The organism is Streptomyces sp. NPDC088745 (genome assembly GCF_044751045.1).
GTDB classification, from domain to species: domain Bacteria; phylum Actinomycetota; class Actinomycetes; order Streptomycetales; family Streptomycetaceae; genus Streptomyces; species Streptomyces cremeus.
The window spans coordinates 1-13,665 of sequence record NZ_JBIVLB010000024.1 but is presented as its reverse complement, the minus strand read 5'-3'; the positions used below and the strand labels follow the sequence as shown (position 1 = coordinate 13,665).

Annotated in this window: 13 protein-coding genes; 6 read left to right on the top strand and 7 right to left on the bottom strand. The window is 74.8% G+C overall.

Translation table 11 applies throughout. The annotated features are described in order from the left end of the window. Positions 1–178 precede the first annotated feature (178 nt). The 4 genes from ACIP93_RS36020 to ACIP93_RS36005 are packed head-to-tail and all read right to left on the bottom strand — an operon-like array spanning position 179 to position 3,868. Positions 179–1,378, bottom strand: coding sequence for an ABC transporter permease (locus ACIP93_RS36020; protein WP_401766365.1), 1,200 nt, complete (start codon positions 1,376–1,378; stop codon positions 179–181). Continuing rightward, positions 1,375–2,157 carry an ABC transporter ATP-binding protein gene (locus tag ACIP93_RS36015; RefSeq protein WP_401766362.1) on the bottom strand — a complete coding sequence of 261 codons (783 nt, stop codon included), beginning with the start codon at positions 2,155–2,157 and terminating at the stop codon, positions 1,375–1,377. Before ACIP93_RS36015 ends, ACIP93_RS36020 begins: the two co-directional genes overlap by 4 nt. Then, positions 2,154–3,227: a peptidoglycan-binding protein gene (locus ACIP93_RS36010; protein WP_345220239.1), complete on the bottom strand. Its 1,074-nt coding sequence runs from the start codon at positions 3,225–3,227 to the stop codon at positions 2,154–2,156. The genes ACIP93_RS36015 and ACIP93_RS36010 overlap by 4 nt, the downstream gene beginning before the upstream one ends. Further along, on the bottom strand, positions 3,227–3,868 hold the full coding sequence (locus ACIP93_RS36005) for a hypothetical protein (protein ID WP_401766358.1): 642 nt from the start codon (positions 3,866–3,868) through the stop codon (positions 3,227–3,229). Before ACIP93_RS36005 ends, ACIP93_RS36010 begins: the two co-directional genes overlap by 1 nt. A gap of 133 nt (positions 3,869–4,001) precedes the next feature. Here ACIP93_RS36005 and ACIP93_RS36000 point away from each other — a divergent pair, with 133 nt between their 5' ends. From ACIP93_RS36000 to ACIP93_RS35990, 3 genes are read left to right on the top strand one after another with little or no spacing between them, the layout of a single operon-like run. Beyond that, the gene (locus tag ACIP93_RS36000) at positions 4,002–4,694 is read left to right on the top strand and encodes a response regulator transcription factor (RefSeq protein WP_345226291.1); all 693 of its coding nucleotides are present in this window, start codon (positions 4,002–4,004) and stop codon (positions 4,692–4,694) included. Continuing rightward, entirely contained in the window at positions 4,691–6,211 is a 1,521-nt protein-coding gene (locus ACIP93_RS35995) for an ATP-binding protein (RefSeq protein ID WP_401766356.1), read from the top strand. Before ACIP93_RS36000 ends, ACIP93_RS35995 begins: the two co-directional genes overlap by 4 nt. Further along, on the top strand, positions 6,208–6,768 hold the full coding sequence (locus ACIP93_RS35990) for a hypothetical protein (RefSeq protein WP_401766353.1): 561 nt from the start codon (positions 6,208–6,210) through the stop codon (positions 6,766–6,768). The genes ACIP93_RS35995 and ACIP93_RS35990 overlap by 4 nt, the downstream gene beginning before the upstream one ends. Before the next feature lie 45 nt (positions 6,769–6,813). Here the strand turns inward: ACIP93_RS35990 and ACIP93_RS35985 are convergent, their stop codons facing one another. After that, the gene (locus ACIP93_RS35985) at positions 6,814–8,040 is read right to left on the bottom strand and encodes a DUF2786 domain-containing protein (protein ID WP_401766350.1); all 1,227 of its coding nucleotides are present in this window, start codon (positions 8,038–8,040) and stop codon (positions 6,814–6,816) included. A gap of 620 nt (positions 8,041–8,660) precedes the next feature. Here ACIP93_RS35985 and ACIP93_RS35980 point away from each other — a divergent pair. Continuing rightward, the gene (locus tag ACIP93_RS35980) at positions 8,661–10,358 is read left to right on the top strand and encodes a bifunctional 3'-5' exonuclease/DNA polymerase (protein ID WP_401766347.1); all 1,698 of its coding nucleotides are present in this window, start codon (positions 8,661–8,663) and stop codon (positions 10,356–10,358) included. A 106-nt stretch (positions 10,359–10,464) separates the two neighbouring features. On the opposite strand, the gene ACIP93_RS35975 is transcribed toward ACIP93_RS35980, so the two are convergent. Beyond that, on the bottom strand, positions 10,465–11,817 hold the full coding sequence (locus ACIP93_RS35975) for a hypothetical protein (RefSeq protein ID WP_401766344.1): 1,353 nt from the start codon (positions 11,815–11,817) through the stop codon (positions 10,465–10,467). A 73-nt stretch (positions 11,818–11,890) separates the two neighbouring features. Then, entirely contained in the window at positions 11,891–12,403 is a 513-nt protein-coding gene (locus ACIP93_RS35970) for a SigE family RNA polymerase sigma factor (RefSeq protein ID WP_345220247.1), read from the bottom strand. A 107-nt stretch (positions 12,404–12,510) separates the two neighbouring features. Here ACIP93_RS35970 and ACIP93_RS35965 point away from each other — a divergent pair, with 107 nt between their 5' ends. Continuing rightward, positions 12,511–12,828, top strand: coding sequence for a DUF6479 family protein (locus ACIP93_RS35965; protein WP_401766341.1), 318 nt, complete (start codon positions 12,511–12,513; stop codon positions 12,826–12,828). A gap of 114 nt (positions 12,829–12,942) precedes the next feature. Then, on the top strand, positions 12,943–13,434 hold the full coding sequence (locus ACIP93_RS35960) for a Dps family protein (RefSeq protein WP_401766338.1): 492 nt from the start codon (positions 12,943–12,945) through the stop codon (positions 13,432–13,434). The last annotated feature ends 231 nt before the right edge of the window (positions 13,435–13,665 follow it).

Here is a 13,665-nt window from a genome sequence, read left to right as displayed (position 1 = left end):
AGCTGTTCAGGGGCATTTCGCCGGGCGGTCGGGCTGCCGGGGAACCGTGCGTCCGGCTACCCGCGCTCAGGTGCGGCAACCCTCGCGGCGGGGTGGGGCCCGGGGGGCGGGGGGGCCGCTCCCGGCTCCTGCCTCCGGGCCGCTTCCGGCTCCCGCCGCCCCGGGACCCCCCGCCCGCTCACGTCGCGTTCAGGGCCACCGTCGGGTGGAGGCGGGCGGCCCGGATCGCCGGGTACAGTCCCGCGACCACGCCGATGAACAGGGTGGCGCCCAGCCCGCCCGCCAGGGACCACGGCGGGACCACGGCGCTCCACCCCTGGGCCCGCGCGAAGCCGTACGTGGCCAGCGCCCCGAGCACGGCCCCCGCGGCGCCCCCCAGCGCCGACAGCAGCAGCGACTCCGTCAGGAACTGCACCCGGATCGCCCCCCGCGTCGCGCCCAGCGACCTGCGCAGTCCGATCTCCTGACGCCTCTCCAGCACGGAGATGACCATGGTGTTGGCGACCCCGACGCCGCCCACCAGCAGCGCCACCGCCCCGAGCCCGAGCATCAGCGTCGTCAGCCCCTCGTCGGTGGCCGCCTTGGCCGCCAGCGCGTCGGAGGGCCGGGAGACCTTGACCCCGGCCTCGGCGCCGGGGCTGATGGTGCGGGCCAGGATCGCCCGTACGTCCTCCACGGAGGCGTCCGTGGACCGCTCGAAGACCGTCGTGGGGTGCCCGTCGAAGGCGAAGTACCGCTCGGCGGCCGGAAAGCCGACCAGGGCCGTCCGGTCCAGGTTGGGGACGAGTTCGACGGGCTTCAGGATGCCGACGACGACCACGCGCGTCTCGTTCATCATGATCGTCTCGCCGGGGCGCGTGACCCCGATGCGTTCGGCGGCCACCGCGCCGAGGACGGTCACCGGGAGCCGCTCGTTGGCCGGATCGAGCCAGACGCCCCGGTCGACGCCGCCGCCGAGGGTGCTCAGCAGGTCGGTGCGGGCCGCCAGGGTGGTGACGCCCGCGGTGCGCTCCTCGGGCACCACGTCGCTGCGCCGGACCTGGGCGGTGACGTGGCCGGTGGCGGTGGCCTGCTGCACGGGGCCGATGCGCCGGACCATCGCGACGGCGCTCTTGGGCAGCTTGATCTGCTTCCCGTCGGCGCTCTCGGCGGCTTCGGCGGTGAGGAGGTTGGTGCCGAGGCGGTCGAGCTGGTTCATCAGGTCGGCGCGGCTCGACTCGGACAGCCCGACGACGGCGACCATCGTCGCGATGCCGATGGCGATGCCGAGCGCGGACAGCACCACGCGCGCCCGGCGCGCGCGCAGCCCGACCGAGCCGACGCGCAGGACGTCACGGGGCGCCAGCCGGGACGGCCTGAGGTCCTTCTTCGCGTTCACCGGGGCACCGCCCGCTCGCTGGACGTGTCGGACACGATCTCCCCGTCCCTGAAGCGCACTCGGCGCGGCAGCGAGTCCGCGATCTCGTTGTCGTGCGTGATGACGCAGACCGTGGTGCCGGCCGCGTGCAGTTCGTGCAGCAGCTCCATGACGATCTCCCCGGACGCGGTGTCCAGCGCCCCGGTCGGCTCGTCGGCGAGCAGCAGCCGCGGACCGCCCACCAGGGCGCGCGCGATGGCCACGCGCTGTTTCTCGCCGCCGGACAGTTCGCTCGGGGTGTGCGAGTAGCGGTGGTCGAGGCGCACCCGGGCGAGGGCCTCACGGGCGCGCGCCCGGCGCTCGCGCGGGGAGACGCCGGCGTACAGCAGCCCGTCGGCGACGTTGTCGACCGCGTCGCGGCCCGCCGCCAGGTGGAAGTGCTGGAAGACGAAGCCGATGTGACGGGCGCGCAGGGCGGACAACTGGGCGTCGCTGAGCGCGCCGACGTCGTATCCGGCGACCTCGACGGTCCCCATGGTGGGTTTGTCGAGGGTGCCCATGATCTGGAGCATTGTGGACTTGCCGGAGCCGGAGGGACCCACGACGGCGAGCATCTCCCCCTCGTGGACGGTCAGGTCGACCCCGCGCAGGGCGTGCACACCGCCGGGATACGACTTGGTGGCGCCGCGCAGCTCCACCACCGCGGGGGGCCGCGACGCCGCCGGGCCCGGTGCCTCCCGCGAAGGCGGCTGCGGCACCGGAGAAGAGGCGGGCGGGGGCGGCGACTTCGGTGTCGTCATGACTTCGCCACTCCCACCTTCATGCCCTCGCGCAGACCGCCGCCGGTGACCTCGATCTGCCCGTCGGCGGTCATCCCCGTCTCGACCCGCACCGTCGTGGCGGTGTCGCCCCGGACCACCTGGAGCCCGTAGCCGCCGTTCTCGCCGCGCAGGGCGAGCACCGCCTCCACCGGCACCGCGAGGACGCCCTTGCGGCTCTCGCTGACGAACTTCACGCTCGCGCTCGCCCTGGAGTCCTCCCCCGCCACCGCGCCGTCGCCCCCGGTCAGCTCGACCTCGACGGTGATGCCGTCGGGCCCGGACTTCTCGCCGCCCTCGGCCGCCTCGTCCTGGACCACCGTCCCGAGCACCCTGCCGGGCGCGGTCCTCCCGCTCGGCAGGGTGACCTCCACCCGCGTTCCCCTGGCGGTGAGCGCGCCGTCGCCCTGGTCCAGCCGGGCGCGCAGGACGGGCTTGGTCGAGGCGACGGTGAGCACCGGTTTGTCGGGGCCGACCCGGTCGGCGAGCGCGGCGTCCGCGGCGACGACCTTGACCTTGCCGCGCTGGAAGACGACGTCGCCCATGCCGACCCGGCCGGTGGGCTCCCGGTTCAGGGACTTCTGCCACCGCTTGACGGCGGCCTCGGTGTCCTCGTCGTACCGGGTGTCGACGTACAGCTTCGACCCGTACCCCAGGTCGCGCAGGTTCCGCTCCAGTTGGAGCACGTCGCTGCCCCGGTCGCCGGCCTTCATCTCGCGGAACATCGGCACCGCCCCGTACAGCAGCGTGACGGGCTTGTCGTTCAGCTCGTACAGGGCCTGGCCCAGGCCGAGGGTGCGGCCCACGGGGGCGGCCACCGTGACGGTGCCCTCGACGACGGCCCTGACCGGGCGCCGCTGCGCGAAGTCGAGCCTGCCGTCGACGGTCTTGGACTGCACCAGGTCGGTGCGTACCACCGTCGCGGTCGCGCCCGGCAGCGCGGGGCGTGCCGTGGCGTCCGCACCGCCGCCGTCGCCGAGGACGAGGACCCCGGCGGTGACGGCGGCGGCGGTCAGCGCGCCGAGGGCGAGGAGGGCGGTGCGGCGCTTCATCAGACCCGCCCGTCCAGGCCGGGAAGCAGCTTCGGCGCGCAGGTCTTCGCCGCCTTCTGGTACGCCGGGGACTTCTGGTCGAGCACCGGGTCGGCGGGGTTGGGGTCGCCGCCGGGGACGGCGTTGCCGCCGGACATCTGCGGGTTGGTGAACCGGGAGACGCCGTTGTCGCGCATGCACTTGGCGTGCGCGAGCATCGACTCGTAGTCCTTCTGCTGGTCGCGCTCGGGCTCCGCCGTCATGGCCGCCTGGAGTTCCGCGATGCAGACGTTGTTCTTGCCGGCCTTGATGCCGTCGTTGCGGCCGGGCTGCGCGCCGAGCTGGTTGATCTTGTCCCACTGGAGGTACCCGTCGACCTTGGGGTCGGGGTACTCCGGGTAGCCGCCCTTGGCGCGCATGCACTGGACGAACTTCGTCTGGGCGTCGTGGAAGGCGCTCTTGCCGGCGGGCTTGGCGCTCGGGCTGTTCCCGCTGCTCGCGGCGCCCGTGCCCGGGGCGGCGGGGGCGTCGGCGATGGCGTCGTCCTGCCGGGGGGCGTCGGCGCCGCCGCAGGCGACGGAGAGGGCGAGCACGGGGGCGGCCACGAGGGCGGCCAGGCGCAGCCGGGCGGTGGCGCGGGGGTTCGTCCTGGGGAAGGTCATGCGCCCACGTTCGAAGCCCCTCGTGATGGTCCGTGCATGGGCACATGATGGGAACGTAACAATGCCCGCGCCCGGCGCAGGCGCCCGGTGCGAGGCCCTGGTCGCGGCCCTGGTGTGCGGCATGATCGGCCTCATGCCGCATGTGCTTCTGATCGAGGACGACGCCTCCGTACGGGACGGAATGGAGCTGGTGCTGCGCCGCCACGGGTACGACGTGGACACGGCCGCCACCGGCGAGGAGGCACTCGCCCTGCTGGACGGCGGGCGGGGGGCGCGGATCGAGCTGGTCGTGCTGGACCTGATGCTGCCGGGCCTGGACGGCTTCGAGGTGTGCCGCCGCATCCGCACCCGTACGACGACGCTGCCGGTCATCATGCTGACGGCGCGCGGCGACGACCAGGACGTCGTCGACGGCCTGGAGGCGGGCGCCGACGACTACGTGGTCAAGCCGGTCACCGCGCCGGTGCTGGAGGCCCGCATCCGGGCGGCGCTGCGGCGCGCGGAGCCGTCGGCGCCGGTGCCGGACGCGGCCGGCCGGGGCGGCCTGCGGATCGACCGGGCCGGGCTGGTCGTCACCAAGAACGGCGTTCCGGTCCCGCTGCCCCCCACCGAGATGCGTCTCCTGCTGGAGCTGTCGGCGTCGCCCGGCCGGGTGTTCAGCCGGGAGCAGTTGCTGGAGTCGGTGTGGGACCACACCTTCCTGGGCGACTCCCGGATCGTGGACGCGGCGGTGGGCAGGCTGCGCGCCAAGCTGGAGGACGTACCGGCGAAGCCCCGGTACGTGCAGACGGTGCGCGGCTTCGGCTACCGGTTCGGACCGCTGTGACGCGGACGCCCGGCGCGCCCCCTCCCGGGAGGGGCGCCTCCCCGCGCGCCCCCGGGCGACGGCTGCGGCTCGTCGGCGGCTTGCGCGCCCGGCTGGTGGTGGCCTTCGTGCTGGTCGCCCTCGTCAGCGCGGTCACCGCCACCGCGCTCGCCTACCGGGAGTCGCGCACCGCCGTCCTCCAGCGCGCCCAGGACTCCTTCCAGAAGGACTTCGTCGCCCGGGTCGGCTCCGTCGCCCCCAACGTCGACCTGCCGCCCGACGTGCGGACCCTCGCCGCCCTCGCCACCCGCGTCTCGGACGGGCTGAGCGGCGCGCCGCTCGTCGTCGCCCGCCACCAGGACCTGAAGGCGACCTCCGACTCGCTGGCCGACGACTCCCGGATCACCGCGGGGCTGCGGGCCGCCGTCGCCACGCGGGAGCGCGTCAGCTTCCAGCGGGTCGTGCACGAGGGCGAACCGTACCTGGTGGTGGGCACCCCGGTGACGTACGAGAACGGTCAGACGTCCGGTCTGGAGGTCTACGCCGTCGCCTCCCTGCGCGCCGAGCAGGACGACACGACCGGCGTCCTGGACGCCGTGCGCGGCGGCATCCTGCCGGTGGTGCTGCTGGCCGCCCTGCTGGCGCTGCTGGCGGCGCGCACGGTGCTGCGCCCGGTACGGGAGCTGGGCCGGGCCACCCGCAGGCTCGCCGAGGGCGACCTCGACAGCCGGATCGCGGTGCGCGGCAGCGACGAACTGGCCGACCTGGCGCGCGACTTCAACCACACCGCCGACGAACTGAGCGCCTCCGTCGGCGAACTGCGCGAGCAGGAGGCGCGGGCCCGGCGCTTCGTCGCGGACGTCAGCCACGAGCTGCGCACCCCGCTGGCCGCGATGACGATGGTCGCCACCGTCCTGGACGAGGACGCCGACCGGCTCCCGCCGGACGCCGCGCACGCGGCCCGCACGGTGAGCGGGGAGACGGCGCGGCTGGCCCGTCTGGTGGACGACCTGATGGAGATGTCCCGCTTCGACTCGGGGGCCGCCGCGCTGAACGCCTCCGAGATCGACGTCGGCGAGACCGTCCGGGCCTCGCTCGCCCTGCGCGGCTGGACGGACGCGGTACGGCTCGAACCCGGGCAGGCGGTACGGACGGTGGCCGACCGGCGCCGGGTCGACGTGATCGTCGCCAACCTGGTCGGCAACGCCCTGCGGCACGGCGCTCCCCCGGTGACGGTCGCGGTGGGGACGGAGCGGGACGGGGTGACGGTGACCGTCACGGACTCCGGTCCCGGGCTGCCGGCCCCGGTGCTGGCCCAGGTCTTCGAGCGCTTCTACAAGGCGGACGCCTCCCGCACCCGCACCCGGGACGACGGCGGCAGCGGTCTGGGCACCGCGATCGCCCTGGAGAACGCGCGCCTGCACGGCGGCACCGTCGAGGCGGCCAACCGGACGGACGGGACCACCGGCGCGGTGTTCACGCTGCGCCTGCCGCACCGCCGCCACCCACCGCACCCGGAAGAGGAGGCCGCGCGATGACCGGCACCCGTGCCCGTGCCCGTGCCCGTGCCCACGTCCGTGCCCGCGTCCGTGCCCGCGTCCGCCTGCCCGCCGTCGTCGCTGTCGCGTGCGCCCTCCTGCTCGGCGCCTGTGGCGTGCAGCCGACCGGTGTCATAGCGGGCGGCGAACCGGCGACCGGGCTGACGAAGGGCCTGCGGCTGTACTTCGTGTCGAAGGCGGGGCGGCTGGAAGGCGTTTCGCGGCCGGACGCCCAGCCCCTCAGGGAACTGCCGGCCGCGTTGAAGCTCCTCGCGCTGGGCCCCGACGAGGCGGAGCGCAAACGGGGCCTCACCTCACCGCTGGGCATGCCGCCGTCCTACGACGTGACCGGCTCCGGCGCGCGGGTCGTCCTGCGCAGCCCGAAGACCTTCTTCGCGGACGGGCTCAACGAGCTGGCCACCGGACAGCTGGTGTGCACCCTGGCGCGTGCCCAGTCGCTGCTGGCCAAGGGGGTGCGCCCGGACGACGTACAGGTGACGTTCGAGGGCCGCGAGACGGTCGGACCGTACCGCTGCGGCTCCTACCTGGAACGCTGACCGCTGACGCCGACCGCTGACCGCGCACTCCGGGACCCGCCGCGCTCAGGACCGGATGCGTCCGCGCCGCGGCGTCTGCCGGCCCGGAACGGCGGCGCGGTCCGCGGCGGCCGTCCCGTGCTCCCAGCCCGCGAGGTCGTTGACTCCGCGCACCCGGGTGGCGGTGGTGCGCGGGAACATCTGCTCCGCGCGGTCCGTCACGGCGACGTCCCGGGCCGCCAGCACCGGCAGCAGCGCGCCGCCGCGGTCGGCCTCCTCCACCGCGTGCTCGGTGGCCTCTGCGAGACGGGTGCCGAGCCTGCTGGCGTAGGCGGTCAGGAACGACTGCCGGAAGGACTTGGTGCGCTTCCTGCCGCCGGCCCGCTGCGCCGCCTCCGCACGGGTCATCGCGGCCGTCCCCTGCACCAGCAGCGAGGTGTACAGCAGTTCCACCGCCTCCAGGTCGGCCTCGAAGCCGACCACCGTGGAGAAGCCGAACGCGCTGTTCCACACCGCCCGGCACCGGTTGGCCGTCGCCACGGCGTCCAGCAGGATCGCCTTCGCCGTCTCGTACGGCGCGTCCACCCCGATCCGGCAGGCGCCGGGCCCGGCCGCGGAGTCCCCCCGCGCGGCCAGAACGGCCTCGTCGACGCTGTGCCGGGCCATCAGCTCCTGCGCCTTGGCGGTGAGCGCCTCGGCCTCCTCCGGGTAGTCGGTGGCCTCCGCCTTGGCGAGGAGCGCCCGGATGCGGGTGAGCATGCGCGGCTCGCCGGGCGACGCCTGCGCCTGTCGCACGCGGGCCCCCGCGCCGGGCGCGGGCCCGACGGGTTCGATCGGGGGCAGCCGGATCAGCAGCCGCAGCAGCTCCAGCGCGGCCGTCGCCAGCGAGAACCGGTCGGTTCTCTCCCGCCGGGCCAAGGCGTCCCCGTACGCGTCGTCCCGCTTCCACCAGACGCCGTCCGCGCGGACCCCCAGCTCATCGAGCTGCGCCCGCCAGCGCGGCGGAACCGGCTCCTCGGGGTTCCCGCGCCGCTCGGCGGCGACCAGGTCCGCCAGCAGCCGCAGATGCACCTCGTCGAGATCACGCCGTACGAGACGGGCGACGTCGGCGGGCTGCCACCCCCGGTCCCACGCCCGCCGTACGAACTCCTGCCCCCGGCGCAGCACTTCGCGCCCGGCGTCCGCCCAGGGGGCGGCGGCCAGCAGCGAGGCGCCGAGGTCGAGATCGTCGTCGCCGGTGCCGTACAGGGCGGAGAACGCCCGCTCCGCCCCGGGGAAGGCCTCTTCGGTCAACGTCGTCTCTCCTCGGTCGGGCTCACCCCCCTGGTATACCTCGCCCGCCCCCGGAGCCACCGCCCGGCCACCTCCTGCCCCCGCCCTCTCGGGCATCGCGCTCCGCCTCCGCCCCCTTGGGGTTCGCCCTCGCTTCCTTGGGCGACGGGGCCGCCCCGGGGGGGCGAGGGGGGCACCCCCTGCTTGAGCGAAGCCGAGAGCTTGGGGGAGGGCGGGCAAGGGGGCGGCCCCTCCCGCTCCCGGCCCACCCGGGTGCCACCCCTGCCCCTGCCACTGCCCCAGCGCCTGCGCCTGGTGCGGGTCGCCCGTACCGCCGCCGGAACGGACCACCCCGAGGGACCGCGCCGCCTGGTCCGCGACGGTGATCACCCGGTCGACCCTGCCGCCGCGCGGTCTCGGCCGCGACCGGCAGCATTCCGTACCCCGCCGCGTCGTGGACGGCGTCCCCCCTGTGGAGCGACCTCGCGCACCCCCAGCGGGTCCAGTACGCGCCGCGCGGTCTCGGCCACGACCGGCAGCGCGGCGGCCTGTTCCCGGCCGAGCCCGACGGACCTGCGCCCGACCTGCGCGAACGCGATGCTTCGGCCGGATTGTCAGACCCGGCTGCCACACTCGCACCCATGAACGACCGGTGGGCCGTCGCCCCGACAGAGGGAGGCGGGGCACTGCTCGCCCCGCTCACCCGGGACGGCCGCCCCGCCGCCGGGACGCGCCACGAGAGCGACCTCGTCGAGGCGGTCCGCTCCCGCCCCGAGGTCGGTCGCTGGGTGTGGCGGAACACCGCCGAGATCTACCCGCGTCTGCTCGCCGCCGGGGTGCGGGTGGAGCGTTGTTACGACATCGAGGACGCCGAGCTCCTCCTGCTGGGCCACGCGGGCCGCTGGGGCGAGCCGCGGGCCGCCGCCGCGGCGCACGCCCGGCTGCACCGCCGCCCGGTGCCGCCCGACCCGCCGGCCCGCACGGCCGATCCCGGCTCGCAGTCCTCCCTCTTCGAGCCGCAGCCCGTGCCCGTGCCCTTCGACGCCCTCCTGGAGGTCTACGCCGACCAGCAGCGAAGACACGAGGAGGCGGAGCACCCCGGCCGGATGAGCCTGCTCACCGCCTCCGAGTCCGCCGGGATGCTCGTCGCCGCCGAGCTCAACCGCTGCGGCCTGCCCTGGCGGGCCGACGTCCACCGGGCCCTGCTGGACGACCTCCTCGGCGAGCGGTACGCGGGCGGCGGCGACCCGCGCCGGATGGCGGAGCTGGCGGACGAGGTGTCGCGGGCCTTCGGCCGCCGGGTGCGGCCCGAGCTGCCCGCCGACGTGATCAAGGCGTTCGCGCAGGCCGGCGTCAAGGTGAGGTCCACCAGGCGCTGGGAGCTGGAGTCCGTCGACCATCCGGCGGTGGAACCCCTGATCGCGTACAAGAAGCTCTACCGGATCATGACCGCGCACGGCTGGGGCTGGCTCCAGGACTGGGTGCGCGACGGGCGCTTCCACCCGGAGTACCTGCCCGGCGGCACGGTCACCGGGCGCTGGGTGACCAACGGCGGCGGCGCCCTCCAGATCCCCAAGGTGATCCGCCGCGCGGTGGTCGCCGACCCGGGATGGCGGCTGGTGGTGGCCGACGCCGACCAGATGGAGCCGCGCGTGCTGGCCGCGATCTCCCGCGACCCCGGCCTGATGGACGTGGCGGGCCAGAGCGGCGACCTCTACAAGGCGGTCTCCGACCGGGCCTTCTCCGGCGACCGCGCGGCGGCGAAGCTCGCGGTGCTGGGCGCGATCTACGGACAGACCTCGGGCGACGGCCTGAAGAACCTGGCCGCGATGCGCCGGCGCTTCCCGCGCGCCGTCGCGTACGTGGACGACGCCGCCCGCGCGGGCGAGGAGGGCCGTCTCGTACGGACCTGGCTCGGCCGGACCTGCCCCCCTGCGGCGGGCGCGGACGACGACGCCGGCGAGGCGGGCCTGCCTCAGGAGCCCTCCCCGGAACCGCAGTCCGGCGAGGGCGAGTTCGCCCCGGGGTACGCCTCCCGGAACAACCGGGCCCGGGGCCGCTTCACCCGCAACTTCGTCGTCCAGGGCAGCGCCGCGGACTGGGCACTGCTGGTGCTCGCGGCCCTGCGGCGCTCGCTGCACGAGGCCGGGATGCGGGCCCAGTTGGTCTTCTTCCAGCACGACGAGGTGATGGTGCACTGCCCCGCCGACGAGACGGCGGCGGTCGCGGAGGCGATCCGCGCGGCCGGTGACCTGGCCGGACGGATCGCCTTCGGGGAGACGCCGGTGCGGTTCCCGTTCACGGTGGCGGAGGTGGAGTGCTATGCGGACGCCAAGTGAGTTCGTACGGGAGCCGCTCGTACGGGAACTATTTCCGGTGCGGGAATTACTTCCATGGGAAGCACGCGCACGGGGACTGTTTCCGCAGGAAGCACGCGCACGGGAACTACTTCCACCAGGTGGGGCTGAGCGCGATCGCCTTGAGCTGCTCGGCCGTGAGGGCCGGCTGCTCGCGGGTGGCGGCGGAGTGCTGGGTGTCGGCGTTGAAGGCGGAGAGCACGACGCGCCGCCCGTCCGGCTTCACCGCGTCGACGGTGAGCTGGACGATCCCCGCGACGCCCTTCTCACTGCCGCTGCGGGTCACGGTGACCACGGTGCCGTCCTTCTCGGTCGGTGTCTTGCCGCCGAGCAGGTCGTCCATGCCGACCTGGGCGTTCACCTCGACGAGGCTGCCGCCCCCGCCGTCGTCGACGACCACACTGGCGAACCCGGCCTGGCCGGACCTGTCACCGAGCCTCAGTCCCTTGGGCAGCAGGGCGGCCAGGGTGCTGTGCATCTTCTCCTCGCCCGGCTCCCCCGGGATGCCGACGTCTCCTTCGGGTTTCGCCGCGGGCAGGGCGCCGGTCACGGAGCGCCAGGCGCCGTCCGTCGTCAGCCTCCGCAACTGGGCCGGGTCCAGCGGCGGGTCGACGCGGCTGACCGGCTCGCCCTTCTCGGCGGGCGCGTTGTACTCGCTCACGTCGACGACCAGCCCGTCCGGGGTGACCAGGACGGCCCGCCACTCCTTGGTCTTGCCGGTGTTGTACACGTACCTCTGCAACAGCATGAAGTCCGAACCGTCGGAGAGCTTCTCGCTCCTGCACGAGTCGAAGCGCACGTAGGCCCTGGCCGGGCAGGTGACCATCTCACGGGTCGAATGGCCGCCGGGGTCGGCCCGGGTGATGCCGAGCCGGACGGCCCCCTTGCCCCGGCCGTCGTCGTGGAGCGCGGAGACCATCGGACTGTTCGGGGGCCCCGGCGCCGATTCCGTTCCCCGGGCCGCCTCGTCCGTTCCCCGGGCCTCGACGTCGGTCAGTTCGCCGCGCGGCATCAGGCGCTTGAAGGTGTCGGTCATCCAGGCGCGAGTGATGTGGCGCGTGTCGCCGACCGCGGTGTCCGCCTTGCCGTTGCCGTGGCCGTCGCCTTCGCTGTCGCCCTTGCCCGAGCCCTCGGCCCTTCCGGTCTCGTTCCCGCCGTCCCGCCCGGCGTCGCTCGCGCCCGAGGTCCGCTCCACCGAGGGCACGGGTGCCGCCACGTCCCCCCGGCCGCCGGTACCGCCCAGCAGACCGCCCGCCCACGCCCCTCCCACCCCCACCAGGGCCAGGGCGGCCACGCTGCCGGTGACCGCGCCGGCCCGACGGCGGCGCAGGGTGCGCCGGCCCCTGGCCAGGCCCGTGTCGGCGAGCCGTTGCTGGTCGGCGGAGAAGCTGTCGCCGGTGCGCCGCAGCGCCCGGCCGAGTTCGTCCTCGAAAGGTGGCATGGCAAACCCCCGTCATGGGTGTCGTGTCGTCCTGGAAATGCCGTGCGGCGGGCAGTCGGGGAGCGGCCCCCCGTCACCCGGAGGCGAACGCGACCAGGGTGCCGCCCAGTTGCTCGCGCAGCTTGGCCAGCGCCCGCACGGACCGGGTCCGCACCGCCGCCGAGCTCACGTTCATGGCGTCGGCGGTCTCCTCAATGCTGCGGTCCTCCCAGTACCGCAGCACGATCACCGCGCGGTCCTTCGGCGCGAGCCGCCCCAACGCCTGGAGGAGGGTCATCCGCAGCTCCGGATCACCGCCCGGGGCGCCCGCGCCGTCCGGAACATCCCCCACCGGACGCTCGGCGGCCGAGCGCCTCCTCTGCTGGCTGAGGAAGGTCCGTACGAGAACGGTCTGGGCGTACGCCGCGGGATTGTCGATCCGCGAGATCCGGCCCCACAGGGCGTACATCCGCCCCAGCGTCTCCTGGGTCAGGTCCTCCGCGAGGTGGGTGTCCCCGCTGGTCAACAGACATGCCGACCGGTAGAGGTGCCCGCTCCTGACGGTCGCGAACTCCAAGTACTCCGCGTCGCGCCCCGTCCCCCGCATGCGAACTCCGCCCCCTCGTCCCGCGCCCGCCCACACCTTCCTGACGCGATGGACCCTGCGGAATGTTTCACCCGCATTCGCGGCGACGGGTGGGGTACGCGGGACGCATGTACGCACACAGCACCGAAAGCATCCAAACAGAGCTCGCCGGCACCGGGCTCGCGGTGTCCCGCGACCTGATGGTGGGCATCGCCCCGTTCGTGATCGGGCTGGTGATCGTGGGCGTGCTCATAGGTGCCGTGGTGCTGGGTATCCGCGTCAAGAAGCGCGAGCCCGCCACACCGCGTCCGGAGGAACAGCCGCGCGCCCCCGAGCGGGACCATCCGCCGGGCGTGGTGCACGAGCACCCGGAGTCGCACGAGCTCCCGCAGGACGGCGTCCGCCGCACCGCGCACCACCTGGGCGGCCCGGGCCCGAACGCCTGACCGCCCGCGCCCGCGCCCGCGCCTACGAGCCGGACACCGCGGAACACGACCACCACGACCACCACGAGCAACCCGGACAACCAGAACAACCCGAACCACAGGAGGACCCCGGCCATGGCCACCCCCACCCACACCACTCCCGTGATCACGAGCACGCTCCCCGAGACCTCCCGCCAGATCACCGGCATCGCGCTTGAAGGCGCGCTGGTCGATCTGCTGGACCTCTCCCTGCTGGCCAAGCAGGCGCACTGGACGATCGTCGGCCCGCGCTTCCGGTCGCTGCACCTCCAGCTCGACGAGATCGTCACCATGGCACGCTCCTACGCGGACACCGTCGCCGAGCGCGCCTCCGCCATCGGCATCGCCCCCGACGGCCGGGCGGGCACCGTCGCCGCGAGCAGCAAGCTGCCGCAGCAGGAGGCCGGCTGGACAGCCGACGACGACGTGGTGTCGCTGCTGGTCGAGGCGCTGGGCGGCATCATCGAGCGCATGCGGGAGCGCATCGCCGCGACCGACAAGCCGGACCCGGTGACGCAGGACCTCTTCATCGCCCTGACGGCGGAGCTGGAGAAGCAGCACTGGATGTTCCAGGCGGAGAACCGCTGAGCCACCGGCGCAGGACACACCACGGGGGCAGGACCCCTGCCGGGGGAGCCCGGCGGCACAGGGGCGGGGGGGGGGGGGGGGGGGGGGGGGGGGGGGCCCCCCCCCCGGCGGGGGGGGGGGGGGGCGGGGGGGGGCGGGGGGGGGGACGCCTGCCCGGCGCAGGGGGTTCCGCTGTGCCCACCCGTTCCGCCCCGCGGAACGCCCGCCCGCAACGGCGAGCGGGGCGCCTGC

What these genes read in the sequence shown, in the direction of transcription:
- ACIP93_RS36015 (WP_401766362.1), bottom strand. Translation starts at nt 2,157, where the DNA reads ATGACGACACCGAAGTCGCCGCCCCCGCCCGCCTCTTCTCCGGTGCCG.
- ACIP93_RS36010 (WP_345220239.1), bottom strand. Translation starts at nt 3,227, where the DNA reads ATGAAGCGCCGCACCGCCCTCCTCGCCCTCGGCGCGCTGACCGCCGCC.
- ACIP93_RS36005 (WP_401766358.1), bottom strand. Translation starts at nt 3,868, where the DNA reads ATGACCTTCCCCAGGACGAACCCCCGCGCCACCGCCCGGCTGCGCCTG.
- ACIP93_RS36000 (WP_345226291.1), top strand. Translation starts at nt 4,002, where the DNA reads ATGCCGCATGTGCTTCTGATCGAGGACGACGCCTCCGTACGGGACGGA.
- ACIP93_RS35990 (WP_401766353.1), top strand. Translation starts at nt 6,208, where the DNA reads ATGACCGGCACCCGTGCCCGTGCCCGTGCCCGTGCCCACGTCCGTGCC.
- ACIP93_RS35980 (WP_401766347.1), top strand. Translation starts at nt 8,661, where the DNA reads ATGAACGACCGGTGGGCCGTCGCCCCGACAGAGGGAGGCGGGGCACTG.
- ACIP93_RS35975 (WP_401766344.1), bottom strand. Translation starts at nt 11,817, where the DNA reads ATGCCACCTTTCGAGGACGAACTCGGCCGGGCGCTGCGGCGCACCGGC.
- ACIP93_RS35970 (WP_345220247.1), bottom strand. Translation starts at nt 12,403, where the DNA reads ATGCGGGGGACGGGGCGCGACGCGGAGTACTTGGAGTTCGCGACCGTC.
- ACIP93_RS35965 (WP_401766341.1), top strand. Translation starts at nt 12,511, where the DNA reads ATGTACGCACACAGCACCGAAAGCATCCAAACAGAGCTCGCCGGCACC.
- ACIP93_RS35960 (WP_401766338.1), top strand. Translation starts at nt 12,943, where the DNA reads ATGGCCACCCCCACCCACACCACTCCCGTGATCACGAGCACGCTCCCC.